At 68.2% G+C, this 23,003-nt stretch carries 22 protein-coding genes; 16 read left to right on the top strand and 6 right to left on the bottom strand.

Going from position 1 to position 23,003, the window contains the following annotated elements; translation table 11 throughout:
- Nucleotides 1-59 precede the first annotated feature (59 nt).
- Together L0M17_RS07390 and L0M17_RS07385 are read left to right on the top strand one after the other, a co-directional pair.
- Nucleotides 60-632, top strand: coding sequence for a TetR/AcrR family transcriptional regulator (locus L0M17_RS07390; RefSeq protein ID WP_241053265.1), 573 nt, complete (start codon nt 60-62; stop codon nt 630-632).
- A gap of 60 nt (nt 633-692) precedes the next feature.
- Nucleotides 693-1,661: an AraC-like ligand-binding domain-containing protein gene (locus L0M17_RS07385; RefSeq protein WP_241053264.1), complete on the top strand. Its 969-nt coding sequence runs from the start codon at nt 693-695 to the stop codon at nt 1,659-1,661.
- 80 nt (nt 1,662-1,741) lie between these two features.
- On the opposite strand, the gene L0M17_RS07380 is transcribed toward L0M17_RS07385, so the two are convergent.
- Nucleotides 1,742-2,809 carry a squalene cyclase gene (locus tag L0M17_RS07380; protein ID WP_241053262.1) on the bottom strand — a complete coding sequence of 356 codons (1,068 nt, stop codon included), beginning with the start codon at nt 2,807-2,809 and terminating at the stop codon, nt 1,742-1,744.
- A 139-nt stretch (nt 2,810-2,948) separates the two neighbouring features.
- Here L0M17_RS07380 and L0M17_RS07375 point away from each other — a divergent pair, with 139 nt between their 5' ends.
- The 3 genes from L0M17_RS07375 to L0M17_RS07365 all read left to right on the top strand — a co-directional run bounded on the left by L0M17_RS07375 (nt 2,949) and on the right by L0M17_RS07365 (nt 7,113).
- Nucleotides 2,949-4,289, top strand: a complete 1,341-nt coding sequence (locus L0M17_RS07375) for an enolase C-terminal domain-like protein (RefSeq protein ID WP_241053261.1) — start codon at nt 2,949-2,951, stop codon at nt 4,287-4,289.
- A gap of 86 nt (nt 4,290-4,375) precedes the next feature.
- Nucleotides 4,376-5,896 (top strand): aldehyde dehydrogenase (NADP(+)), encoded by a 1,521-nt coding sequence (locus L0M17_RS07370; RefSeq protein ID WP_241053260.1) that lies wholly within the window; start codon nt 4,376-4,378, stop codon nt 5,894-5,896.
- Entirely contained in the window at nt 5,893-7,113 is a 1,221-nt protein-coding gene (locus tag L0M17_RS07365; protein WP_241053259.1) for a fumarylacetoacetate hydrolase family protein, read from the top strand. Before L0M17_RS07370 ends, L0M17_RS07365 begins: the two co-directional genes overlap by 4 nt.
- On the opposite strand, the gene L0M17_RS07360 is transcribed toward L0M17_RS07365, so the two are convergent.
- Together L0M17_RS07360 and L0M17_RS07355 are read right to left on the bottom strand one after the other, a co-directional pair.
- Nucleotides 7,032-7,826: an alpha/beta fold hydrolase gene (locus L0M17_RS07360; RefSeq protein WP_241053258.1), complete on the bottom strand. Its 795-nt coding sequence runs from the start codon at nt 7,824-7,826 to the stop codon at nt 7,032-7,034. The two genes, L0M17_RS07365 and L0M17_RS07360, sit on opposite strands and share 82 nt — an antisense overlap.
- A 4-nt stretch (nt 7,827-7,830) precedes the next feature.
- Nucleotides 7,831-8,349 carry a hypothetical protein gene (locus L0M17_RS07355; protein ID WP_241053257.1) on the bottom strand — a complete coding sequence of 173 codons (519 nt, stop codon included), beginning with the start codon at nt 8,347-8,349 and terminating at the stop codon, nt 7,831-7,833.
- Nucleotides 8,350-8,522: 173 nt separating this feature from the next.
- Between L0M17_RS07355 and L0M17_RS07350 the strand changes: the two genes are divergently transcribed.
- The 3 genes from L0M17_RS07350 to L0M17_RS07340 are packed head-to-tail and all read left to right on the top strand — an operon-like array spanning nt 8,523 to nt 11,569.
- On the top strand, nt 8,523-10,274 hold the full coding sequence (locus L0M17_RS07350; protein WP_241053256.1) for a dihydroxyacetone kinase family protein: 1,752 nt from the start codon (nt 8,523-8,525) through the stop codon (nt 10,272-10,274).
- A 43-nt stretch (nt 10,275-10,317) separates the two neighbouring features.
- Nucleotides 10,318-10,779 carry a ribose-5-phosphate isomerase gene (locus L0M17_RS07345; RefSeq protein ID WP_241053253.1) on the top strand — a complete coding sequence of 154 codons (462 nt, stop codon included), beginning with the start codon at nt 10,318-10,320 and terminating at the stop codon, nt 10,777-10,779.
- A 1-nt stretch (nt 10,780) separates the two neighbouring features.
- Nucleotides 10,781-11,569 (top strand): triose-phosphate isomerase family protein, encoded by a 789-nt coding sequence (locus L0M17_RS07340; protein WP_241053251.1) that lies wholly within the window; start codon nt 10,781-10,783, stop codon nt 11,567-11,569.
- Here L0M17_RS07340 and L0M17_RS07335 read toward each other — a convergent pair.
- Nucleotides 11,566-12,276: a FadR/GntR family transcriptional regulator gene (locus tag L0M17_RS07335; RefSeq protein ID WP_241053249.1), complete on the bottom strand. Its 711-nt coding sequence runs from the start codon at nt 12,274-12,276 to the stop codon at nt 11,566-11,568. The genes L0M17_RS07340 and L0M17_RS07335 overlap by 4 nt on opposite strands.
- 133 nt (nt 12,277-12,409) lie before the next feature.
- Between L0M17_RS07335 and L0M17_RS07330 the strand changes: the two genes are divergently transcribed.
- The 7 genes from L0M17_RS07330 (at nt 12,410) to L0M17_RS07300 (ending at nt 19,921) form a co-directional block, all read left to right on the top strand.
- Nucleotides 12,410-13,867, top strand: coding sequence for a four-carbon acid sugar kinase family protein (locus L0M17_RS07330; RefSeq protein ID WP_241053247.1), 1,458 nt, complete (start codon nt 12,410-12,412; stop codon nt 13,865-13,867).
- Complete coding sequence (locus L0M17_RS07325; RefSeq protein ID WP_241053246.1) at nt 13,860-14,783, top strand: NAD(P)-dependent oxidoreductase; 924 nt, start codon at nt 13,860-13,862, stop codon at nt 14,781-14,783. The genes L0M17_RS07330 and L0M17_RS07325 overlap by 8 nt, the downstream gene beginning before the upstream one ends.
- Before the next feature lie 116 nt (nt 14,784-14,899).
- Nucleotides 14,900-15,835 (top strand): sugar phosphate isomerase/epimerase family protein, encoded by a 936-nt coding sequence (locus L0M17_RS07320; protein WP_241053244.1) that lies wholly within the window; start codon nt 14,900-14,902, stop codon nt 15,833-15,835.
- Nucleotides 15,836-15,849: 14 nt separating this feature from the next.
- On the top strand, nt 15,850-16,815 hold the full coding sequence (locus L0M17_RS07315) for a 3-hydroxyacyl-CoA dehydrogenase family protein (RefSeq protein WP_241053243.1): 966 nt from the start codon (nt 15,850-15,852) through the stop codon (nt 16,813-16,815).
- Nucleotides 16,816-16,827: 12 nt separating this feature from the next.
- On the top strand, nt 16,828-17,595 hold the full coding sequence (locus L0M17_RS07310) for an SDR family NAD(P)-dependent oxidoreductase (RefSeq protein ID WP_241053242.1): 768 nt from the start codon (nt 16,828-16,830) through the stop codon (nt 17,593-17,595).
- Nucleotides 17,596-17,795: 200 nt separating this feature from the next.
- A complete protein-coding gene (locus L0M17_RS07305) occupies nt 17,796-19,175 on the top strand; it encodes an MFS transporter (RefSeq protein ID WP_241053241.1) in 1,380 nt (459 codons plus the stop codon).
- Between the two features lie 53 nt (nt 19,176-19,228).
- On the top strand, nt 19,229-19,921 hold the full coding sequence (locus L0M17_RS07300) for a GntR family transcriptional regulator (RefSeq protein WP_241053240.1): 693 nt from the start codon (nt 19,229-19,231) through the stop codon (nt 19,919-19,921).
- 94 nt (nt 19,922-20,015) lie between these two features.
- On the opposite strand, the gene hpaB is transcribed toward L0M17_RS07300, so the two are convergent.
- Complete coding sequence (gene hpaB, locus L0M17_RS07295; RefSeq protein ID WP_241053239.1) at nt 20,016-21,467, bottom strand: 4-hydroxyphenylacetate 3-monooxygenase, oxygenase component; 1,452 nt, start codon at nt 21,465-21,467, stop codon at nt 20,016-20,018.
- A 29-nt stretch (nt 21,468-21,496) separates the two neighbouring features.
- Nucleotides 21,497-22,027: a flavin reductase family protein gene (locus L0M17_RS07290; protein ID WP_241053238.1), complete on the bottom strand. Its 531-nt coding sequence runs from the start codon at nt 22,025-22,027 to the stop codon at nt 21,497-21,499.
- Between the two features lie 200 nt (nt 22,028-22,227).
- On the opposite strand from L0M17_RS07290, the gene L0M17_RS07285 reads away from it, so the two are divergent.
- Nucleotides 22,228-22,938 (top strand): IclR family transcriptional regulator, encoded by a 711-nt coding sequence (locus L0M17_RS07285; protein ID WP_241053237.1) that lies wholly within the window; start codon nt 22,228-22,230, stop codon nt 22,936-22,938.
- Nucleotides 22,939-23,003 lie beyond the last annotated feature (65 nt).

The following is a 23,003-nucleotide window of genomic DNA, read 5'->3' as shown; positions in this document are numbered from 1 at the left end:
CCTGTAAGGTGAATCACAACAGCTGTAGAAAAAAGATGTCGGGAAGGTGCCGCAGACCGATGCCCAAGATCGTGGACCATGACCAGCGCCGAGTGGAGCTCGTGGACGCGACCTGGCGGATCATCGCCGAGAAGGGGCTCGACGGAGCCACGATGCGGGACATCGCGGCCGAGGCCGGCTTCGCGAACGGCGCCCTCAAGCCCTACTTCCCCACCAAGGATCGACTGCTGGACTTCGCGTTCGAGCACATCTTCGCCCAGACCAATCGGCGCATGGAAGAAGCCACCTCGGGGCGCTCCGGCCGGGACGCCGTCCGCGCCTACTGCCACGAGATCCTGCCCCTCGACGACGAGCGGCTCAACGAGGCGCGGGTCGCGATCGCCTTCTGGCAGAAGGCGCTCCAGGACCCGGCGAAGGCCGCTGTACACGATCGGTCGATGGAGCAATGGCGAGCCTCGCTGGGCCAACTGCTCATCAGTGCCGGCTACCGAGGCAACGACCTCGAGAATGCCCTCGGAGCCGTGATGGATCTCGTGCTCGGGGCACAGATCACGGCCACCCTCTCCCCCGCGCATCACTCACCCGACAAGCTCATCGCCCAGCTCGACACGCTTCTCGACGCCCTCATCTAAGGACGCCATCATCTAAGGGCGCCATCATCTAAGGGCGCCATCATCTAAGGGAGGACCAGGATGACCCCACTCACGCCGGCAATGACGCCGGCCCTCGACCTCGCCGTCGCACACGACGTCGACACCTGGCGCCGCGCGACGTCGGAATCCTTCGTACCGCTCAAGGTCACCGTCGACAGGCCAGCGGGCTTCCGAGGGACGATTCGAGGCAAGCGGCTCCTGCCCGACGACCTCGCCATGATCGAGGTCGACGCGAGCGGGCACGCCGTACACCGCACCGAGGAACTCGTCGCCTCGTCGAACCTCAAGTACTTCAAGCTCGGGATCCAGCTGGCCGGAACGGGCTTGCTCCTGCAGGACGGCAGAGAGGCAGTCCTGCAGCCGGGCGACCTCGCCGTGTACTCGACCGACCGGCCCTACACGCTCGCGTTCGACGGCGACTTCCGCTCGCTCGTGCTCATGTTCCCGCACTCCGCCCTCGACCTTCCGGCCGAGGCCATGGCCCAGGTGACGGCGACCGCGATCAGCGGCTCGAGCGGTCTCGGCCAGCTCGTGAGCCCGTTCCTCATCCGTCTCGCCGAGAACCTCGACGCGATCGCGGGGCCCAACGGCGCTCGGCTCGTCCACAACGCGCTCGACCTCGTGACCACGCTGTTCAACAGTGAGCTCGACGCTCGGGTCTCGGCCTCACGCGATCCGCATCAGATCCTCCTCGCCCGGGTCCATGACTTCATCGAATCCCACCTCGGCGACCCCGAGCTCTCCCCCGGCTCAATCGCCGCAGCCCACTACATCTCCACCCGACATCTGCACGACCTGTTCCGAGAGCTCGGAACAACCGTTGCCGCGTCGATCCGCGAGCGGCGCCTCGAGCGGTGTCGGCGCGACCTCCGAGATCCCGTGCTCGCCGATCGTCCCGTGACCGTAATCGCCGCCCGTTGGGGCTTCCTCGACTCGGCACACTTCAGCCGCATCTTCCGGGCGGCTTTCGGGGAGTCGCCCACGGGCTACAGGGCGCGGAGGGTCTGAGCCCGTCCGGCCATTCAGCCGTCCAACGACTCAGCCATCCAACCACTCAGCCATCCAACCATTCAGCGCCGTCTAGCCACTCAACCATCCAACCATTCAGCGCCGTCCAGCCACTGCAGGACCCGCGTGCCGTAGAACGTGAGCCACTTCGACGGCTGGCCCTCCGGCACGTCCACGTCGAACCAGACACGCCCGGGAAGGACCTTGCCTTGGAGCCACTTGCCGTCCTCACGGCGGGCTGCGCGGACGACGGCGGCAGCCTCCTTGAGGCGGTCATCCGCCGGGATGGCGTCCTGGAGCGCGGCGCACCTGAAGTAGTCCAGCGCGCGCAGCGCGTTGTACTGCCAACGAAACGGATACGCGAAGCTGGTCGCCCAAGGACCGACGATCTGGCCGGTCCTGAGCGTCCGGAGCAGGTGGCGCTCGAGCAGATACTCCTCCCCCGCTTTGCGGGCGCTCCGGAGCTCGCCCCTCCTGCCGGTCTCCGCAGTGCCGCCGCCCGTCGCAGCCTCGTAACATGCAGCCTCGTAATACGCAGGCGCGTAATACCCAGGCGCGTAAGACGCAGCCTCGTAATAAAGGAGGCCGCGGAGTGTGTTGAGCGTCGAGTGGAACGAGGAGCGCGTCGATCCGGTGACCCACTCGCAGTTCCACCCGCCGTCGTCCATCCTGTGGTCGAGGAACCACTGGGCGATGCCGGAGACGTCGGCGCCGAGCCACGCCCCGTTGGCGAGGGTGTAGGCGTTGATGCAGCAGTCGACCTCGCCGCCCCAATACGGGAGGTTGCCATAGTCCCAGCGGCTGTTCGCCGCGAGGAGCTGTGCGGTTCCCTCGAGCGCTGTCGCGTCGAGCCCCCACTCGCGGAGTGAGTTGAGCGCCCAGGTCGTCGCCGTCCAAGGCTGGCCAGCACCCTCGGCGGCTTCCGGACCGTTGAAGTCGAAGTCGCCCGGAAAGTACGATCCTCCCGCCCACTGGCCGTCCGGCTCCTGCAGGGCGAGGAGGCGGGCACCGAGCCCTTCGCTCGAAACGCGGCTCCGGGTCGCCTCCCACACGTGTTCAGGCGAACGCACGAGGTCGCGTTCCACTTGCCAGCGCAACGCGGGGTCTGATTCGACGAGCCAATCCAGAATGGAGTCGGAGACGACCATACCGACAGGCTAGCCACCCTCGACCGGCGCGTACATGAATGCGGAGACGCGTACATGAATGCGTAAATGAACGGGCGCGACCCTCCGGTACGCTCCTCTATATCGTATAGGATCACCACTTCGACGACGAGAGAGTCCCATGGCCCGCATTTCTTCCATCACGACTCAGGACATTCGCTTCCCCACCTCGCTCGAGCTCGACGGATCCGATGCCGTCAACGTCGATCCGGACTATTCGGCCGCGTACGTCGTCATCAGAACTGACGACGCCGAGGAGGGCCACGGCTTCGTCTTCACGGGCGGCCGCGGCAATGAAATCGTGGTCAAGGCCATCGAGTCCTACGCCGGCCTTCTGACCGGTCTCGACGCCGACGCGCTCGTGGCCGACCTCGGCGACGCGTCACGGCGCCTCGTCCACGATTCCCAGCTCCGCTGGCTCGGGCCTGAGAAAGGCGTGAGCCACATGGCCTGTGGTGCGCTCGTCAACGCGCTGTGGGACCTTCGGGCACGCCGGGAAGGCAAGCCGCTCTGGCTCCTCCTGAGCGAGCTGAGCCCTGAGGAAATCGTCGACATCGTCGACTTCACCCACATTTCCGACACCCTCAGCCCCGCCAACGCCCTGGACCTCCTCCGGACCGGGCAACACGGCAAGGCTGAGCGCATCGCGGAGCTGAAGGCGAACGGCTACCCCGCCTACACGACCTCGCCCGGCTGGCTCGGCTACAGCGACGAGAAGCTCGTCCGGCTCAGCAAGGAAGCGGCCGCCGACGGCTTCTCCATGATTAAGCTCAAGGTCGGCGGGAGCGTCGAGGACGACCGCCGGCGCCTGCGGCTCGCTCGGGAGGCAGTAGGCGCCCTTCCTATCGGGATCGACGCGAACCAGCGCTGGGATGTCGCCGAGGCGATCGACTGGGTCAAGGCGCTCGGCGAGTTCGAGCCCTACTGGATCGAGGAGCCGACGAGCACGGACGACATCCTCGGCCACGCCGCCATCCGGAAGGGGGTCGCGCCGATCCGGGTCGCTACGGGCGAGGCCGTGGCGAACCGGATCGTGGTGAAGCAGCTCCTGCAGGCGGGCGCCATCGATGTCCTCCAAATCGACGCCACGCGGGTCGCGGGGGTGAATGAGAACATCGCGAACATCCTCTTGGCGGCCCAGTTCGGCGTTGCAGTCTGCCCCCATGCGGGCGGCGTGGGGCTCTGCGAGCTCGCCCAGCACTTCTCGTTCTTCGACTTTGCCGCGGTCTCGGGCACGCAGGAGAATCGGATGATCGAGTACGTCGACCACCTCCACGAGCACTTCGCGGAGCCCGTCCGGATCGAGCGCGGCCGGTACGTCGCGCCGCAGCGCCCGGGGACGGGAGCCGAGATCCTCGCGGCCTCCCGGCAGCGCTGGGAGTTCCCGGCAGGCCCGGGCTGGGCAGAGGTAGGCGCCCGCGCCGCGGTCTCCTCCCCGACCTTGGCGGGAGACGCCCGATGAGCCACAACCCTACGAGGCACGGATCCACGAGCCACGGATCCACGAGCCACGCCCCGACGAACCAGAACGCTACGAGACAGGATGCTATGAGCGAGGACGCGACCAGGCAGGACGCCATGACCCAGCAGACGACGGCGGAGGAGCTCGCCCAGACGGTGGAGGCAGCCCACGAGGCGTTCCTCAAGGGAAGGAGCGCGACTCCGCAGACGCGGGCGGAATGGCTCGAGTCCGTCGCATCGGCCCTCGAGGCCGATGCGGAAGCCCTCATCCAAGTCGCCGCGCGCGAAACGCACCTCTCGGAACCGCGTCTCACCGGTGAACTGCGCCGGAGCGTGTTCCAGCTGCGGCTCTTCGCGGAGGAGATCCGCGCTGGCGAGCACCTCGACGCGACGATCGACCATGCGGACCCCGAATGGGGCATGGGCCCGCGCCCGGATATCCGCCGGGTGAATGTCCCGCTCGGAGTTGTCGGCGTCTTCGGCGCCTCCAACTTCCCCTTCGCGTTCAGCGTCGCAGGCGGTGACACGGCGTCCGCCCTCGCAGCAGGCTGCGCCGTCGTGCACAAGGGCCACGAAGCCCACCCGGAGCTCGCGGTCCTCACCGCGGCAGCCCTCGTCCGGGGACTCGAAGCGGCCGGAGCGCCAGCCGGACTCTTCGCCCTCGTCACGGGACGTGAGGCGGGCACAGAGCTCGTCAAGCACCCGCTGGTCAAGGCGATCGGCTTCACCGGCTCGACGGCGGGCGGCCGGGCTCTCATGGATCTCGCGGCGAAACGCCCCGAGCCCATCCCGTTCTACGGCGAGCTCGGCGGGATCAACGCGGTCGTCGTCACGCCGAGCGCGTGGCTCGAGCGGCGGGACGAGGTCATCTCCGAGTACGTCGGCTCCTTCACCTTGGGAATGGGGCAGTTCTGCACGAAGCCCGGGCTGTTGTTCGTGCCCGCAGGCGAGGATGTGGAGCTGCAGGAGCCGCTCGAGGAGGCCCTGCGCGGCGTCGCCGGCCACTCGCTCCTCACCGGACACCTGGCGGCGGGCTACGCGCAGTCGGTGGAGCACGTGTCGTCGCGGCCAGGTGTCCGGGTGCTCGTTCCCGGCAGCTTCGACGAAGTTCCGCAGCCGACCGTCCTCGTCGCCGACGCGAGCGAGGCCTTCAGCGATCCCGAACTGCTCCGCCGCGAGATGTTCGGCCCGGCAAGCCTCGTGCTGCGTTATGCCGACGGCGAGGAACTCCTCCGGCTCGTCGGCCTCCTCGAAGGGCAGCTCACGACGACGGTCCAGGGGACCGCGAGCGATGTCGGGCAGGACTCGACCGACGAACTCACGCAGCTGCTCGCCGAACGCAGCGGGCGCGTGCTCTGGAACCAATGGCCGACGGGCGTGACGGTCAGCTATGCCCAGCACCACGGCGGCCCCTACCCGGCGACGTCCAGCAACACCACCTCGGTCGGGACGGCGGCCATTCGGCGCTTCCTGCGCCCTGTCGCATACCAGGGCTGGCCCGAGGCAGCACTCCCCGAGGCCCTGCAGGACGCGAACCCCTGGCACATCCCGCAGAGGGTCGACGGCGTGTGGCACCTGCCGGAGGCCGCGGAGGGGGCGGCGGAATGAGTGACCCCAACCACGTCCTGCCCGAAGACGCCGAAGCGGCACTCCTCGTGGGAAGGGTCTGGGACCCCGAGGCAGGGGGCCCACGCGTCGTCGCCGTCCGGGGAGGCGACGTCTACGACCTCCAAGCGGAGACCCCGACCGTGGCCGGCCTGCTGGCCTCGGGCGACCCGGCCGCCGTCGTACGCGGCGCCGTCGAACGTCAGGCTCCCCGCTGGTCCACCGCCGAGGTGATCGAGGCGGCCGAGGAAGGGGATCGCTCAGGCCCCCATGTGATCGCGCCGGTCGACCTCCAAGTGGTCAAGGCCTGTGGGGTGACGTTCGTGGAGAGCATGATCGAGCGTGTCATCGAGGAGCGCGCCGCGGGCGACCCGGCCCGGGCCGTCACCTTGCGAGAGCGAGTGGGAGCAGCACTCGGCGGAAGCCTCGACGGTGTTCGCCCCGGCAGCGTGGAGGCCGAAAAGGCCAAGGCCGTCCTCAAGGAGGAGGGACTGTGGTCCCAGTACCTCGAGGTCGGGATCGGGAAGGATCCTGAGGTCTTCAGCAAGGCCCCGGTGCTCTCGTCGGTGGGCTACGGCTCGCAGATCGGGATCCTCGAGGCGTCCGAATGGAACAACCCGGAGCCCGAGCTGGTTCTCGTCGTCGCCCCCGACGGCCGCGCCGTGGGCGCGACCCTCGGCAACGATGTCAACCTGCGCGACATCGAGGGCCGGAGCGCCCTCCTCCTCGGCAAGGCCAAGGACAACAATGGCTCGTGCGCTCTCGGGCCCTTCATCCGGCTCTTCGACGGCGCGTTCACACTCGACTCCCTGCGCAACGAGGAGATCCTGCTCGACGTGCAGGGAACGGACGGGTTCCGGCTCGAAGGCCGCAACAGCCTCGCCCACATCAGCCGGCCGTTCGAGGAGCTCATCGCGGCGACCGTGGGCCGCCATCACCAGTACCCGGACGGGTTCGCGCTCTTCACCGGAACGCTCTTCGCACCGGTACAGGATCGAGGCGAGTCGGGGAAGGGGTTCACGCATCGGGTGGGGGACCGGGTGGAGATCTCGAGTCCCAGGCTCGGCACCCTCGCCAATGTCGTGGGTCTGTGCGAGGAGCTCCCGCCGTGGGAGTACGGTCTGCGAGAGTTCTTCGCCTATCTCGCCGCGACGGCGCTGCGCAAGAACGGCACGAGTTCGTCCAGCACCGGACCCGCAGGAAACAGCGTCGAGGCGTGAGTGCGGCCGGGCAGTTCCACGAAGCGGGCGTGCGGCATGATCTCCGACGCCCGCCGGGACTGCTCGAGCCGCGGCAGATCGAGCGTTCCCGCCATCAGCAGCGCAGGCATGGAGAGCTGGGCCAGGACCGTCTCCGGGACCCCCTCGCCCTCCTCAGTTGCCTCGAAGTAGGCCGCAATCGCCTCCGCGTCGTTGGCGAGGAACGCAGCGCGCGTCGACGGGTCGAGCTGATTCCCGGCGGCTTGGAAGCCGTCGGCGAAGGCACGCATTCCCCCAGTGCGCAGGGCCTCGAGGTACCCGGGGAAGAAGACCTTCTCGACCTCCCCGCGCTGTCCGCGGTAGGTGCCGCCGAGGGTCGCGAGGCTCAAGACCCTCTGCGGCTCCCTCGCAGCCAGAGCGAAGGCCACGCGGGAACCGAACGAGTAGCCGACGAGGTGGGCGGCTTCAACGCGAGCGTCGTCGAGGACCGTCATCACGTCCTCGACGACCAGAGGCATGCGGTAGCCATCCGGGGTGTGCGGTTTGCCGCTCCGCCCGTGGCCACGCAGGTCCATCCGGACGACGGTGAATCCCTCGAGTGCTCGCAGGTAGCCCAGGCCTCTCCAAATCGCGCGCGAAAGCGCCGAGCCGTGGAGCAGGAGAACGCCGGGCCCTTCCCCCGAGACTTCGTACGCGAGTTGGGTTCCGTCGGAGGGGTTGGTGGCGATGCTCACCACGTCACGCTAGCGCAGACCTTCGGATCCAGCTCGCGGCGAGCATCGCGGCGGTGAAGTCGGTGCCCATGGCCGCCAGCATCAGGGCGTCGCCGTCCGTGGAACCACGCGTCTCCCCGCTAGCGGGCAGGGACGACGCCGCGTGGCTCGTTGGGGCGGGGGCCGCGCCCGAGCCGCTCATGCCAGCCATTCCCGCATGGCCTAGCGCCGGGGCCGCGCCGAGGAGCAGCGCACCATGCAGGAGGGCCATCCCGAGCGACATCCCCACAAGGACGCGAGCGGAACGCACCGACGGCGCCCGCCACAGACCCGACGCGCAGGGAACGCACGCTATCGCCATGACAACGGCCGCTGCCGCCATCACTCCCCCGGCGCTCGCCATCGCAAGATGCACGACGACGCCGGCCCCCGCGGCCGCCGCGGCCCACCGGGCGTGGAAGGTTGCCTGCCCGGAGGAACGGACCCGCTGCGACGTCCTCGGAACACTCGCCGTCGATGCAGCCGTGAACGTGGTGGTAGACATGCCTCAACTCTGCCGACCCTCACAAGTCGGCGCCTTCACGGGAGTGCACGCGGCTTGACGAGGAGCGAACGTTGAGGCCGAATGATTCTCCCTTGTGACCGGCGACCTTTCGAATTGGCCATATATCCTATAGGATCTGAAGAAGACAATGACTCAAGTGGAGGCAGCAGCTCATGACACGGCTCTGGAATGAACCGGCCGATTTCGCAGATGACATGGTGGAGGGCTTCGTCCGCGCCAATGGCCGCTGGGTCCGCAAGGTCTACGGGGGCGTAACCCGCTCCACCCAGGCCGCGGAGCCTGAAGTCGCCGTCGTGATCGGCGGCGGGAGCGGGCACTACCCGGCCTTCGCGGGCCTTGTGGGCCCCGGGCTGGCCCACGGGGCCGCAATGGGAAACCTCTTCGCCTCGCCGTCCGCCCATCAGGTCGAATCTGTGGCGCGGGCGAGCCACCGCGGCCGCGGAGTGCTGCTCAGCTACGGGAACTATGCGGGCGACGTCCTGCACTTCACCGAAGCGCAGGAAGCGCTGCGCGCCGACGGCATCGACTGCCGCACGGTCACCGTCACGGACGACATCTTCTCCGCTCCTCCCCAGGACGCAGAGAAGCGCCGGGGCATTGCCGGCGACCTCACCGTCTTCAAGGTTGCGGGAGCCGCGGCGTCGCTCGGCTACGACCTCGACGGCGTTGAGCGCGTCGCGCGTCTCGCGAATGATCGGACGCGCTCGCTCGGCGTCGCCTTCACCGGTTGCACGATGCCGGGGGCGGCCGAGCCGCTCTTCACGGTTCCCGAGGGGAGGATGGCGATCGGTCTCGGGATCCACGGCGAACCGGGGCTCGACGAGACGGACATCCCGACCGCCAACGGCCTCGCCGAGCTGTTCGTCGAACAACTCCTCGCCGATGCCGAGGTGCCGGCGGGGGCCTCCAAGCCGGGCGGCAGGGTGGTGCCGGTGGTCAACGGGCTCGGCTCGGTCAAGTCCGAGGAGCTCTTCGTCGTCTACGCGCGGGTGGCGGACCTCCTCGAATCCGCGGGCCTTACGATCGTCGACCCCCAGGTGGGCGAGTTCTGCACGAGCTTCGACATGGCGGGCGTATCGCTCACGCTCCTGTGGCTCGACGACGAGCTCGAGCGCCTGTGGCTCGCTCCCGCCGACACACCGGCCTACCGCTGCGGCGCAGTGGACCGCGCTTCCCTCACGCCAACGGCGGACGACGGCGATGCCGACGAGCGCGCGACGGTGCCTTCGGCGTCTGCCGCCTCGAGCGAGGCGGCGCGGCGCATCGCCGAGCTGCTCGACGCAACCCGCCAGACGATTGACGAACACGCGGACGAGCTGGGCCGCATCGACGCGATCGCGGGCGACGGCGACCACGGCATCGGCATGCAGCGCGGGGCTCGGGCGGCCGCGGCCGAGGCGGCGGCCCTCGTCGAGCTCCGAGCGGGCGCGGGCACTCTGCTCTCGCGCGCAGCCGACGCGTGGGCCGATCGCGCGGGAGGGACCTCGGGCGCCCTGTGGGGAGTCATCCTCCGGACACTCGGCGGCCAGCTCGGCGATGCGGAGCCGGTCTCTGCAGAGGGCGTCCGAGCTGGCGTGCTCTCGGCGTCAGAGGCCGTGCGGTCGTACGGAAAGGCCCGTGTGGGCGACAAGACCCTCGTCGACGCCCTCGTTCCGTTCGCCGAGACCCTCGCGGCCCGCGTGGACGAGGGGGCCTCCCTCTCCGATGCGTGGGATGCCGCCGCGCAGGCTGCGACAGCCGCCGCCGAGCGCACCGCAGATCTCATGCCCGGCCTGGGCCGCGCGCGCTCGCACGGCGAGAAGGCCCTCGGCGTGCCCGATCCCGGTGCCGTCTCGCTCGCCCTCATTGTGACGACGGTCGCGGCCCTGCTCAGCAGGGGCGAGCGCACCGACGTCGCCCCCTGAAACACCTGAACCTACCCACATCCCACAAGAAGAGGAGCACAACATGGCCCGACAGTGGCGCATCGTCGTCGGCTCCGACGACGCTGGATTCGATTACAAGGAAGCCATCAAGAAGGACCTCGAGGCGAGCGAGCTCGTCGCGTCCGTCACGGATGTCGGCGTGGGTGCGGACGGGCACACGAACTACCCGACCATCGCGACCAGCGCTGCCGAGATCGTCGCCCGCGGCGAGGCCGACCGCGCCGTCCTCATCTGCGGAACTGGCCTCGGCGTCGCGATCGCGGCGAACAAGGTGGCTGGGATCCGCGCTGTCACGGCCCACGATTCGTTCTCGGTCGAGCGTGCCGTGCTCTCGAACAACGCGCAGGTTCTCTGCATGGGCCAGCGCGTGGTCGGCCTGGAGCTCGCGCGCCGCAACGTCCGCGAATGGCTCACCTACGAGTTCGACGAGACGAGCCCTTCGAACGAGAAGGTCCAGGAGCTCTGCGCCTACGAGGGCGTGTGACATGGCGCCATACCTCGTCGGGGTGAGCCTCAAGATGTACTTCAGCCACGCGAGGACCCTCGCGTGGTGCAGTGCAGTCGCGGAGGTCGCCCGGGCGCACCCAGCGGTGCGCGACGGCGCGGCTGAGCTCTTTGTCATCCCGAGCTACCTTTCGGTGACCGCCGCGGTGGATCTCCTCCGCGGCGTCGCCGCCGTCGGCGCCCAGGATCTGGCGATGGAGGACGAGGGGGCGTTCACCGGGGAGGTCAGCGGGGCGGAGATCGCGGAGGTCGGCTGTCGCGTCGTCGAGGTCGGGCACGCCGAGCGCCGCCGCCTCTTCGGCGAGACCGACGCCGTCGTCCGCGCAAAGACCGACGCCGCGCTCCGGAACGGCCTCGCGCCGGTCCTGTGCGTCGGCGAGGCCGAACGCGGCGACCCGGAATCCGTTGCTCAGGAATGCGTGCGGCAGGTCGACGACGCCCTCTCCTCTGCCCGCGCCGCTGGCCGGAACGGGCACGTCATCGTCGCCTACGAACCCCTCTGGGCCATCGGCGCCGACTCCCCCGCCGAACCGGACTACATCCGGTCCGTGTGCGCGCATCTTCGCCGCCATCTCGATTCGTCCCCCGATTTCGCGGGCTCCCGCGTAATCTACGGTGGGAGCGCGCGGCCCGGGCTCCTCGGCGAGATCGCGGATGACGTCGACGGCCTGTTCCTCGGCCGCTTCGCCCACCGGGCCGAGTCCCTCGAGGAGGTCCTCGACGAGGTCCTCAGCACTCGGGCCGCGCTTCAGGCTGCAGGGGGACGCTAGAGGCCGGCCTTGTGCTGGATGAACGTCATGAGATCCTCGAGCGTCTGCGTCATATGCTCGTCCATGGCTTCACGCGCCGCCCGCGGGTCCGCCGTCTCGAGGGCGGCGAGGACCCGCTCGTGCATCGCAATGGCGTGGCGCTGGATCTCCGGAACCTTCGAGGTCTCGGCTCGGCGGGCCGCGAGGACCCGGTGAAGCGGTTGGAAGACGGCTGTGAGGAAGACATTCCCCGAGGCCTCGAGGATCACATCGTGAAACGCGAGGTCGGCGGCGACGAATTCGTCGAGGCCGCCCCGCTCGTGGTTCGCCCGCATGTCGTCCAGGCACCCCCGCAGGCGGTCCAGGTCCTCCGGGGTCACCCTCTGGGCCGCGAGCGCGCAGGCACCGGTTTCGAGCATGCGGCGCAACTCGATGAGCTGAACGGCCGCGACATCATTCCCCACCGCTGCCGAAGCTGCGCGCAGGACCGCGTCGAGCGAGTTCCACTGCTCGACGGGATTGACGAAGGTGCCGCGTCCCCGCTGGACGCTCAGGATCCTCTGGGCTTCGAGCGTCTTCATCGCCTCGCGCACCGTCATGCGGCTGACCTGATGCTGGGCCGAGAGCTCGAGTTCGCCCGGTACAAGAGCGCCGGGCGGGAACTCGCTCCCCACGATCCGGTCCAGAAGGTCATCGGCAACCTCGCCGACGAGTGACTTGCGAGCCAAACGTCCTCCGTCCCTTGCCCCTCGTAGTCTAGGCCGCCGTCGGGATCCCCGATCCAGCGGTCCTTGCGGTGTGATCCACCGCATGTCACCATATGTCAGACATCTTACCAATCCCCTTCACGATGAGGTGCTTGTGATCCTCGAAGAAGAACTGCTCGCGGACTTCCCCGCCGACGCCGACGTCCCCGCCCATGCGGTCGCGGATTCCGTCTCCGCCTCGAAGCGCATTCTCGTAGTCCTCGACGACGATCCGACCGGAACGCAGTCCGTCGCCGACCTGCCCGTCCTCACCGCTTGGGAGCCTGGCGACTTCCGCTGGGCCTTCGGGCTGGACCCGCGTCCCGCCGCGGTCTACGTCCTCACCAACACCCGCAGCCTCGATCCAGACGAGGCAGCAGAGCGCAATCGCGCGGTTGTCACGAACGCGCTCGCCGCCGCTCGGGAGTCCGGCCTCGAGCTCGCCTTCACGAGCCGCAGCGACTCGACTCTTCGCGGCCACTTCCCGCTCGAGACCGACACGATTGCCGCGACCCTCGAGGCGCAGAACGGGCTCGGCGCCGACGGGGTGGTCATCGTCCCGGCCTTTCCCGACGCCGGCCGGGTGACCATCGGCGGCACGCACTACACGCGCAGCGGCTCCGGAGGACTCACACCGGTCGCCGACACGGAGTTCGCGCGCGACGCGACCTTCGGCTACCGCAGCTCGAGCCTCGCGGAGTACATCGAGGAGAAGTCGGGCGGACGCTTTCCTGCGAACAGCGTGATCGTGCTCGACCTCGCGATCCTTCGCGCCGGGACCCCCGCGGAGAGCGCGATCGCGATCGCGGATGCCCTCGAGCCGGCAGCGGACCGGACGCCTATCGCCGTCGACATTGTCACCGAGAACGACTTCCGGCGCCTCGCCCTCGGCCTTTCCGAGGCCGAGCGGCGCGGCAAGAAGTTCATCTATCGGGTAGGCCCACCGTTCGTGAGGGGCCGGATCGGCCAGGAGGTCAGGGCGCCGCTCAGCTCCGCCGAGGCGCTCGGGCCCGATGCCCCACGGCGCGGCGGTCTCGTCGTCGTCGGCTCCCACGTGGGGCAGACGACCCGTCAGCTCGACGCGCTGCTGCGCCGCCTCCCCTCCGCACGCGTCATCGAGCTCGACGTCGAGCGCGTCCTGGCGGGCGACGAATCGCACATCGCCGAGACCGCGGAGCGCGTGGCCGCCTCGCTGGCAACGGGCGACGTCGTCGTGCACACGAGCCGCACCCTCGTCACCGCAGACAGCGCCGCGGGAAGCCTCGCGATTGCCCGCCGCGTCTCGGCAGCTCTTGTCGACGTCGTGCGCCAGACGCTCGCGGCCGTCCGCCCACGCTTCGTCGTCGCCAAGGGCGGCATCACGTCCTCCGACGTCGCCGCCCATGGGCTCGGGATCCGCCACGCCATGGTCCGGGGCCCCATGCTCCCTGGAATCGTCTCGCTGTGGGAGCCGATGGACGGCCCCGCCCTCGGCATCCCGTACGTGGTCTTCGCGGGCAACGTCGGCGACGACGCCTCGCTGGCCGACGTAGTGGAGAAGCTCAGCTACCAGAAGGAATCGATCAATGACTGAATCTGCTCCCCACGGCTACACCGTAGCCGTCCTCGGCCTCGGGGCCATGGGCCTGCCGATGGCATCCCGGCTCGCCACGGGCCTCACCGTCCACGGCTTCGACATCGCCGAACAGCGCCTCGCACTAGCCAGGGATGCCGGGGTCGAGACGTTCGGATCGGCACGCGAGGCGGCGAGCGGGGCCGACGCGATCCTGCTGGCAGTTCGCAACGGGGCCCAGCTCGAGGACGTCCTGTTCGGCGAGGCGGGGGTCGCACCAGAGCTCTCCCGGGGGGCCGTCGTGATCCTGACGAGCACCGTCGGGACCGAAGCCGTCGGAGGAACCGCGGAGCGCCTGGCGGAGCTCGGCGTCGACCTCGTGGACGCTCCCCTATCCGGCGGCCCGGTGCGAGCCGGCAAGGGCGACCTGCTCGTCGTCGTCGGCGCCTCGCCGTCGGCCCTCGAGCGCGCCCGTCCCGTGCTCGACCTGCTGGCTTCGACGCTCTCGGTCGTCGGCGATCGCGCCGGGGACGGCCAAGCCCTCAAGACCGTCAACCAGCTCCTCTGCGGCGTGCACATCGCCGCAGCAGCCGAGGCGCTCGCCCTCGCGGACGCGCTCGGACTCGACCGGGCGCGCACCCTCGAGGCCCTCACGGCGGGCGCGGCGGGCTCGTTCATGCTCGGGGACCGCGGCCGGCGCATGCTCAGCGCGTACGACGACGGCGGCGCGCCGGTGCTGAGCCGCCTCGACATCTTCGTGAAGGATCTCGGCATCGTGGGCCGGGCCGCCCGGACCGCCGGACTCCCCACCCCCGTCGCGGCCGCGGCCGAGCAGCTCTTCCTCCTGGGGCAGTCGCTGGGGCTGGAGGCAGAAGACGACTCCGCCGTCATCCGCGTCCTCGCACCGGAACTCCGCGAAGCAGCATCGGGACTCTGAGAAGCCCTAGCCAAGCCTGACCGCGTCAGCTTGACTTTGAGCGGTGACTTAGTTCACTGTATATCCTATAGGATCTACGATCAGGAACGATCGACCAACCCATGCAACGGAGCACCATGCCGGAGAATCCTCACTACACCGCAGAAACCTGGCCCATTGCCACGTGCCTCCACGGCTTCGCCGCGACTGACGCCCAGGGCGTGAACATGCACGACGCCGATCCCGAGGTCTGGGACGACATGTTCGCCCAGATCGAGGAGGTCGGGTTCAACCTCGCCGAGCTCGCCGACAGCCACGTCCGCCCGGCCGACCTCTCCCCCTCGCGCCGCGACGAGTTCCTCTCCATCGCAGCCTCGCACGGCGTGGGCATCCCCTCGGTCCACCTTCAGCGGCAGAGCGTCATCATGCCCGGCCACGAAGAGCGGAACCTCGAGTACGCGCACCGCACGATCGACGCCGCCGCCGAATGGGGCATGCAGGTCTTCTCGACCGGGCTGCACCAGCCCTTCAGCGAGGCCCAGAAGAAGGCCCTGTGGTTCTGGACGGCCGAGGGGCCGAAGGACCCAGACAACCGCGAGACGTGGGAGCTCGCCGTCAGCCGCATCCGCGAGCTCGGCAAGCACGCGGCCGAGGTCGGCCTGCCGGTCGCCCTCGAGCTGTACGAGGACACGTACCTCGGCACGGCAGACAGCGCAGTCCGGTTCGTTGAGGCGGTCGGGCTCGACAACGTCGGACTCAACCCGGACGTCGCGAACCTCATCCGCCTCCACCGCCCCGTCGAGGACTGGCGCGAGCTCTTCGCCAAGACGCTCCCCTACGCCAACTACTGGCACGTCAAGAACTACACGCGCGACGAGGCCGCGGACGGCAGCTGGGCAACCTCAGTGCCGTCGACCATGGAAACGGGCCTCATCAACTACCGCCAGGTGTTCCGGGACGCCCTCAAGCTCGGCTTCAACGGCATCATCCTCACCGAGCAGTACGGCGGCGACAGCCTCGGCGTGTGCGCCACGAATCAGAAGTACATCCGTTCGCTCCTGCCCAAGGCCTAGGAAGGACCCCCAGCATGACCAATTCGGCATCGCAGAAGAAGATTGCCGTCGTCGGCTCCGGCTACATGGGAGGTGGCATCGCCCAGTCGCTCGCCCTCGCCGGCGCGACGGTCAAGATCGCCGACATCTCCGAGGAGATCGCCAAGAAGAACTACGATCGGCTCCTTGCCGAGGCCGCTGACTTCGCGGAGCAGGGCCTCTTCCCGGCGGACGCCGTCGAACGCATCGAGGCGAACCTCTCCCCCGCAGCGTCCATCGAGGACGCCGTGGCTGACGCGGACTTCATCGAGGAGGCCGTGCCAGAGAAGATCGAGATCAAGCACGAGACGCTCCGCCGCATCAGCGCAGCTGCGCGCCCGGAGGCGATCATCGGCTCCAACACCTCGACCATCCGCATCGGGGAACTCGCGACCGCCGTCGAGCGCCCGGAGCGCTTCCTCGGAGTGCACTTCTCGAACCCCGCGCCGTTCATCCCGGGCGTCGAACTCATCCCGCACGAGGGAACCGACGAGAGCATCCTGCCCTTCGTCGAGGAGATCGTCGCCTCGACCGGCAAGGAGAGCGCGCGCGTCAAGGATTCCACGGGCTTCGTGCTCAACCGCCTCCAGTACGCGCTGTTCCATGAGGCGACGCAGATCGTCGAAGAGGGCATTGCCACGCCCGAGGACATCGACACGATCGTCCGCACGACGTTCGGCTTCCGCCTCCCGGCCTTCGGCCCGTTCGCGATCGCAGACATGGCAGGCCTCGACGTCTATGCGTTCTGCTACGCGTCCCTCCAGACCCGGTGGCCCGAGCGCTTCGCCACGCCCGAATCGCTCCGTGAGCTCGTCGAGGCGGGGAAGTTCGGCACCAAGTCTGGCGCCGGGTACCTGAACGTGCCCGCGGACCGCACCCCTGAGCTCGTCGCCTACCGGAACAAGGCCTACGTGGCCATCAAGAAGCTCATGGACGAGCTCGGCCCGGCACCCATCAACTAGGAGAACTTCCCCATGACCGTCTTCCCTGAATCCCGGACCGTCGTCCTCACGGGTGCCGCGTCTCCGCGTGGCATCGGCCGTGCGTCAGCCCACTACCTGGCCGAGCGCGGCTGGAACGTGGGGATCATCGATCTCGATGCAGAGGCCGCCAAGGGCGTCGCCGAGGAGATCGCCCTCGAGCACGGCGTCCAGGCCGCCGGCGCCGGCGCGGACGTCTCGAACGAGGCCCAGGTCCGCGTTGCCTTCGACGAACTCGAAGGAGCCCTGCCCCAGATCGTCGCGCTCGTGAACCTGGCCGGCGTCTCGTCACCCGTCCCGTACCTCGAGGTCACCCCTGAGGAGTGGAACCGGGTCATGAACATCAACCTCAACGGCGTCCACTACGCAACGCGCAGGGCCGTCGAGTCGATGGTCAAGAACGGTGTGGGACGCGTCGTCAGCCTGGCGTCGGTCTCGGCCCAGCGCGGCGGCGGCACGTACAGCAAGACCCCCTACTCCGCGGCGAAGGCCGGCATCATCGGCTTCTCGCGCAGCGTCGCCCGCGAACTCGGCCAGAACGGAATCACCGTCAATGTGATCTCCCCCGGCCCCATCGACACCGACATCATGGGCGGGACCCTCACCGATGAGCGCAAGACCGCGATGGCGGCCGACGGCGTTCTGCCCCGCATCGGCACGCCCCGCGACATCGCTGCGGCCATCGCCTACCTCATCAGCGAGGACGCCGGCTTCGTGACGGGCCAGACCCTGAACGTCGACGGCGGCCTCTACATGCACTGATCGGAGCACCTATGAAATCCCTTCTGGGCACCTGGTCGAAGTCCCGTCTCCTGTTCCTCGCGGTAGGCCTCGCCCTCGTCGCCTTCGGCGCAGTTTCGCTGCTTCAGCACTGATGTCGCTGCTGCAGCGCTGATGGCGCTGCAGCAGCACTAGTTAACGCACCCGTCTCACGAGAAGTTCAACTCAAAGGAGAGCTTGAAGTGTCCGCACCCGCACCCTCCGAAAGGACGCTCACGGCGTCGTCCATCGACGACGCCAAGCTGAAGTCCGCCATCAGCAAGGCGGCTCGGCACCTCATGCCGATGCTGGTGATCCTCTATTTCGTCGCGTTCCTTGACCGCACGAATGTCGGTTTCGCCCAAGCTGCACTCAAGGCTGACCGTGGCGTCAGTGACGCCGCGTTCGCCCTCGGCGCCGGCATCTTCTTCATCGGCTACGCCATCTTCGAAGTCCCGAGCAACCTCTTGCTCAAGCGCTTCGGCGCCCGCTTCTGGCTGGCCCGCATCTCCATCACGTGGGGAATCGTGGCAGCAGCCTTCGCCTTCACGTCGAACGACGTCATGTTCAACGTGCTGCGCTTCCTCCTCGGTGTCACCGAGGCTGGGCTGTTCCCGGGCGTCATCATGTTCCTCTCCGAGTGGTTCCCGAACAAGGTCCGCGTGCAGATGTTCGCGATCTTCTATCTCGCGCAGCCCTTCTCACAGATGATCGGCGCCCCGATGAGCGGCGGCCTGATCAGCTTCGGCGACTCCCTCGGCTTCGCCCGAGGCTGGCAGGTCATGTTCTTCGGCGAGGGCATCCTCGCGATCCTCGCCGGCATAGCCGCGCTGTTCCTTCTCACCAACAGCCCGGCCAAGGCGAAATTCCTCGACGACGACGAGAAACTCGCGCTCTCCAATGCGATGGCTGTTGAGGACCATGCACGCAACCAGGACGGGCCGAAGGGCATCTGGGCCGCCATGGCGAACTGGAAGGTCTGGTACTTCACGGTCATCTACTTCGCCCTGCAGATCGCGGTGTACGGCACCACGTTCTACCTCCCCCAGGAGGTCGCCGGGCTGCTCGGCAAGAAGGTCGGCTGGGAAGTCGGTCTCGTCTCGGCGATCCCGTGGCTCGTGGGCCTGTTCGCCTGCTACTTCCTCGGCCGCGCCGCGCACACCGTGGCCCGCCGCCGCAACTGGGGCACGCTCCTCTACATCGGCACCGGCCTCTTCATCGTGGGCTCCGCGTGGGCGGGTATGACCAACCAGCCGCTGCTTGGCATCGTGTTCATCACGCTTGCCGTCGCGAGCTTCCTCGCCGTCGGACCGATCACGTGGGCCTACCCGACGTCGTTCCTCACCGGGGCGGCCGCCGCGGCGGGCATCGGGCTCATCAACTCGCTCGGCAACCTCGGTGGCTTCGTTGCCCCGCTCATGCGGACGGCGTTCAACTCGGCGATGCCGACGACGAGCGGCGCCTGGGGTGTCATCTCGCTCGGGGTCTTCGCGTTCCTCGGAGCCCTCATGATGTTCCTGACGAAGTTCTTCCGGACGGCCAAGTCTGACGAACTGCTCGACGAGCCGGTGATGCACCACTAGCAAGAGCTTCAGGAGCCTCAGTGTTCGAGACCATATCCGATAGGATTCGACCCATGCACGCCGTTTCGAGTGGCCGTCGGCCAGCCAACCGACAGCTCCTGGCTGACTACGTGTACCAGGAACTGCTCGCGTCCCTCATGGACGGCCGGCTCGAGCCCGGGCAGGCCATCGGCATCGACCGGACTGCTCAGGAGCTCGAGGTCTCTCAGACACCGATCCGCGAGGCTCTGGCCCGGCTTGAGGCCACTGGACTCGTCCGGCGCGAGGCGCTCAAGGGCTACCGGGTGGCTCCCCTCTTCACAGCGGAGGAGCTCGATGAGCTCATGGCTGCACGCGCCATCATCGAACCCGCCATCGCAGAGCGCGCTTGCGCCCACGTGACAGCGGACCTCCGGGAAGAGCTCGAGCAGGCGGTCGATGACCTTCGGGGCGCTCCCACAGGCCCGACATTTGCGGAGTACGGAGCCTACTGGGAGGCGGACGAGCGCTTCCACCGGCTCATCGCCGAAAGCGCCCAGAACCGCTTCCTGCTCAATGCCTACCGAGCGCTCGGCGGTCAGGTGCAGCGCTTCCGGTTCTTCGGCAACCTCGGCGTCACGGACGCCGAGAATGCCATCGCGGAGCACACTCGAATCCTCGACGCCTTCGAATCGGGGGACCCCCAGCAGGCCCACGACGCGATGCTCGAGCACATCAGGCTGGTACGAGACCGCGCCGTCAGCGACGCGACTTCAAGCCACAGCTGACCCGGATCCCGGCCGAGCACCGGGCCCGCCCAAGTGAAACGGCGGCCCTCCCCACATTGGGGAGGGCCGCCGTCGTCGTTCTGGGCCCGAGACCTCAGTCCTCGCGGTGCAGGAGCTCCCGGACGCGCGCACGGACAGGCTCGCGGTCGTAGCTGTTCACGAGCGCCCCCGCCATGCGCACCGGGTCCCCGAAGAAGAAGTACTCGTAGAGCGCCTGCCTGCCTGCGAAGCCGGTGATGGATGCGTCGTAGGCGAGCTTGAACAGGCGTATCCGCTCAGGGCCAGTGAGTGATTTGCCCTGAAGGTACATATCGATGTCGTCGCGCGCGATGTAGAGGTCCGCCTCGCCGGGGAGCGCCATGAGGCCTGAGGCGCAGAACTTCCGAATGATCTCGGGATAGCGCTGCGAAACCTTCGGGTACCAGTTCCGAGCCGCGTTGAGCGTCGGCCAGTGCGGGAGCATGACGCCGTCATCGCTCAGCTCCGCCTGCGCCTCGGAGGCGACGACGAGCGCCTTGCCGATCTCCACGTCCTTGATGAGCTCGGCAAGGTCCTCTTGGATGTGCTGGAAGCCGTCGATCCCGATGGTCGCCCCGATCTCGGAAGCCAGCCCCAGGAAGAACTCGCTCTTGGCCACAGTACGGGTCACGACCTGATGAGTCATGAGCGCAGCGGCGCCCGTCTCCGAATACCACTGATTGCACAGCTCCGGATGCCCGAGCATGAAGAGGCGCTCGTTCGGAACGAAGACGTCGTCGAACACCACGACGGCGTCCACCTCTTCGAAGCGGCTCGCGAGCGGCTCATCGTGGTGGCTCCCCCCGTGATGCAGCGTGGTGCGGCACAGATAGCGCAAGCCTGGCGCGTCGTTCTGGATGGCGAAGGCGAACGAGTACGGCGCGTCCTCAGGGGTGCCGCGAAGCACGGTCGAGGGGAAGACGAGCAGCTCGTCCGCGATGGGCGCGATCGTGGCGAGCATGCGCGCGCCGCGGATGACGACGCCGTCGTCCTTCTCTTCGACGATGCGGGCCGCGAGTTGGCCGCCCAGCTGTTCGGAGCCCGAGACGGAGCGGTTGGCCTGCGGTGGGATGAGGGTGTGGGTCGCGAGAAGATCGTTCTCCCGCGCCATCTCGTAGTACGCCTCAACGCGCTCCCCGAAGACAGGATCGGCCTGGGCGAAGAACTTCTTCGCGGCGCTGAGGGCGGTGAGGGCAGAGTTCATGTAGTCGCCCGTGCGGCCGAGGAAGCCGTTGGAGTATTCGGCCCACACCGACATCGCGTCGCGTCGTTTCGCAAGGTCCTCCTTCGAGCGCGGAACGAGGAACGATGCGTTGACGGACTCGCCCGTGGCGGGCGACGGGTAGGTCAGCCGGTCCCGGAATTGGGGATCGTGCTGCATGTCGAAGAGGCTCGCGTAGGTCCGCGCGAGTCCCCTGAACGCGCGGTATTCGGTGAGGTTCTCGGAAACCACCTCGCCGTCGATCACCAGATGCGGCCGCATCGAATTGAGCTTGTCCAGGAACTGCTGGCCGGTCCGGATGCCCATGGTGCTTCTCCCGTCGTCGTCGATCGTTTCTAGAGCAGGTCCTCCACGCCGAGCTGGCTCTCAGGGATTGTCGTGAAGCGGCCGCTCGCGAAAGCAAGGGCGTCCCCGGAGCGATAGTTGAAGTCGACAACCTCGCCAAGATAGAGAGTGTGGTCGCCACCGTCGTAGGCAGCCCAAGGCTTGCACTCGAAATAGGCGAGGACCCTGCTGAGGCGTGGAGCCATGCTCCCCTCGACCCACTGGGGCTCGACCCCTGGGGTGCCGGCGAAGTGCATGGCAAGGGCCTTCTGCTCGGCCCCGAGGATGTTCACCGTGAAGGGCCGCCCGGCGAGCTCGTCGTGGGCCCGCGTGTTGCGCGCGATGCTCACGAGCACAAGCGGGGGGTCGAGGGAGACCGACGTGAAGGAATTGACGGTGATGCCGTGGCGCTTCGTCACGCCATCGAAGGTCACGATCGCCACGCCGGTCGCGAAGCGGCCAAGACTGCCCCGGAAGTGGTGAGCGCGAGCGCTCACGGGCCGCCCAGTCCTCTGGGGGACCCCTCCGGGCTGCGCGATCATGCGCGACACCTCCTCAGGCGGTCACATTCTGCCGAGGCTCTGTAGTTTGCGGGAGTACTCTGTAGTTTGCGGGATAAAAGTTCTATAATTGAACAGAACGTCCCGATATCGAACATTTCAACTGTAGGGTGAGGTGCGGCCCTGCACAAGACTCTACGACCAGATCCTCTCGGTCCGAGTCGCCCCCGAAAGGAGCATCCATGCCGCAGGCAACGGAGACGGCGGCCCACTCCCAGACCCTCTCGCGAGGGATCCGGGCGCTCGAGGTTCTCGCCGACGCGCGCTCACCGCTCACGATCGCGGAGCTCGCCGACTCGCTCGGCTTACACCGCTCGATCGCCTACCGCATCATCCGCACGCTCGAGGACCACTCCCTCATCGAACGGGACGATTCGGGGCGGCTCCAGCCCGGTGCCGGCCTCGCGGTCCTGGCGCGCGGCGTCGCCCGCGACCTGCAGTCCGCCGCGGCACCGGAACTCGGCCGCATCGCCGAAGAACTCGGCATGACCGCCTTCGTCGTCGTGTGGGACCATGCGGACTGCGTCACGCTCGCGACCGTCGAGCCACGCCACAACGGCACGACCATCGCACAGCGCCCCGGCACTCGGCATAGCGTCTCCTCGGGAGCCCCCGGGATCGCTATCCAGTCCGCCATAGGGCGGGCTGAATGGGAACGTCGGATGCCAGAAGTCCCCTATCGGCCGGAGGCCGAGGAAGCCCGGGAACGAGGGTACGCGGTCAGCCACGACGAGGTGATCCCCGGCGTCTTCGCGATCGCCGCGCCCATCCTGACCCCGCGTCAGCGGCCGTCCGCACTCGCCGTCGTGCATCTGGGCGGGAACATCGAGGTCGAGGAGATTGGCCAGACGCTCAAGGAGTCCGCTCGGCGCATTGCCGTTGCCGTCGGCTGACGGAGATCTCCTGGAGATCTGTTGGCGGAGACCTCCGCCCCTGCCGCGGCGGACGACGGCGATCA

This window comes from Sinomonas terrae (assembly GCF_022539255.1).
Lineage (GTDB): Bacteria > Actinomycetota > Actinomycetes > Actinomycetales > Micrococcaceae > Sinomonas > Sinomonas terrae.
The sequence above is the reverse complement of the archived record's forward strand: the minus strand, read 5'-3'. Positions and strand labels throughout refer to the sequence as shown.

Bases quoted from the DNA above. Each gene is read 5' to 3' on its own strand.
- L0M17_RS07390 (WP_241053265.1), top strand. From the start codon at position 60: ATGCCCAAGATCGTGGACCATGACCAGCGCCGAGTGGAGCTCGTGGAC.
- L0M17_RS07385 (WP_241053264.1), top strand. From the start codon at position 693: ATGACCCCACTCACGCCGGCAATGACGCCGGCCCTCGACCTCGCCGTC.
- L0M17_RS07380 (WP_241053262.1), bottom strand. From the start codon at position 2,809: ATGGTCGTCTCCGACTCCATTCTGGATTGGCTCGTCGAATCAGACCCC.
- L0M17_RS07375 (WP_241053261.1), top strand. From the start codon at position 2,949: ATGGCCCGCATTTCTTCCATCACGACTCAGGACATTCGCTTCCCCACC.
- L0M17_RS07370 (WP_241053260.1), top strand. From the start codon at position 4,376: ATGAGCGAGGACGCGACCAGGCAGGACGCCATGACCCAGCAGACGACG.
- L0M17_RS07365 (WP_241053259.1), top strand. From the start codon at position 5,893: ATGAGTGACCCCAACCACGTCCTGCCCGAAGACGCCGAAGCGGCACTC.
- L0M17_RS07355 (WP_241053257.1), bottom strand. From the start codon at position 8,349: ATGTCTACCACCACGTTCACGGCTGCATCGACGGCGAGTGTTCCGAGG.
- L0M17_RS07350 (WP_241053256.1), top strand. From the start codon at position 8,523: ATGACACGGCTCTGGAATGAACCGGCCGATTTCGCAGATGACATGGTG.
- L0M17_RS07345 (WP_241053253.1), top strand. From the start codon at position 10,318: ATGGCCCGACAGTGGCGCATCGTCGTCGGCTCCGACGACGCTGGATTC.
- L0M17_RS07340 (WP_241053251.1), top strand. From the start codon at position 10,781: ATGGCGCCATACCTCGTCGGGGTGAGCCTCAAGATGTACTTCAGCCAC.
- L0M17_RS07325 (WP_241053246.1), top strand. From the start codon at position 13,860: ATGACTGAATCTGCTCCCCACGGCTACACCGTAGCCGTCCTCGGCCTC.
- L0M17_RS07320 (WP_241053244.1), top strand. From the start codon at position 14,900: ATGCCGGAGAATCCTCACTACACCGCAGAAACCTGGCCCATTGCCACG.
- L0M17_RS07315 (WP_241053243.1), top strand. From the start codon at position 15,850: ATGACCAATTCGGCATCGCAGAAGAAGATTGCCGTCGTCGGCTCCGGC.
- L0M17_RS07310 (WP_241053242.1), top strand. From the start codon at position 16,828: ATGACCGTCTTCCCTGAATCCCGGACCGTCGTCCTCACGGGTGCCGCG.
- L0M17_RS07300 (WP_241053240.1), top strand. From the start codon at position 19,229: ATGCACGCCGTTTCGAGTGGCCGTCGGCCAGCCAACCGACAGCTCCTG.
- hpaB (WP_241053239.1), bottom strand. From the start codon at position 21,467: ATGGGCATCCGGACCGGCCAGCAGTTCCTGGACAAGCTCAATTCGATG.
- L0M17_RS07290 (WP_241053238.1), bottom strand. From the start codon at position 22,027: ATGATCGCGCAGCCCGGAGGGGTCCCCCAGAGGACTGGGCGGCCCGTG.
- L0M17_RS07285 (WP_241053237.1), top strand. From the start codon at position 22,228: ATGCCGCAGGCAACGGAGACGGCGGCCCACTCCCAGACCCTCTCGCGA.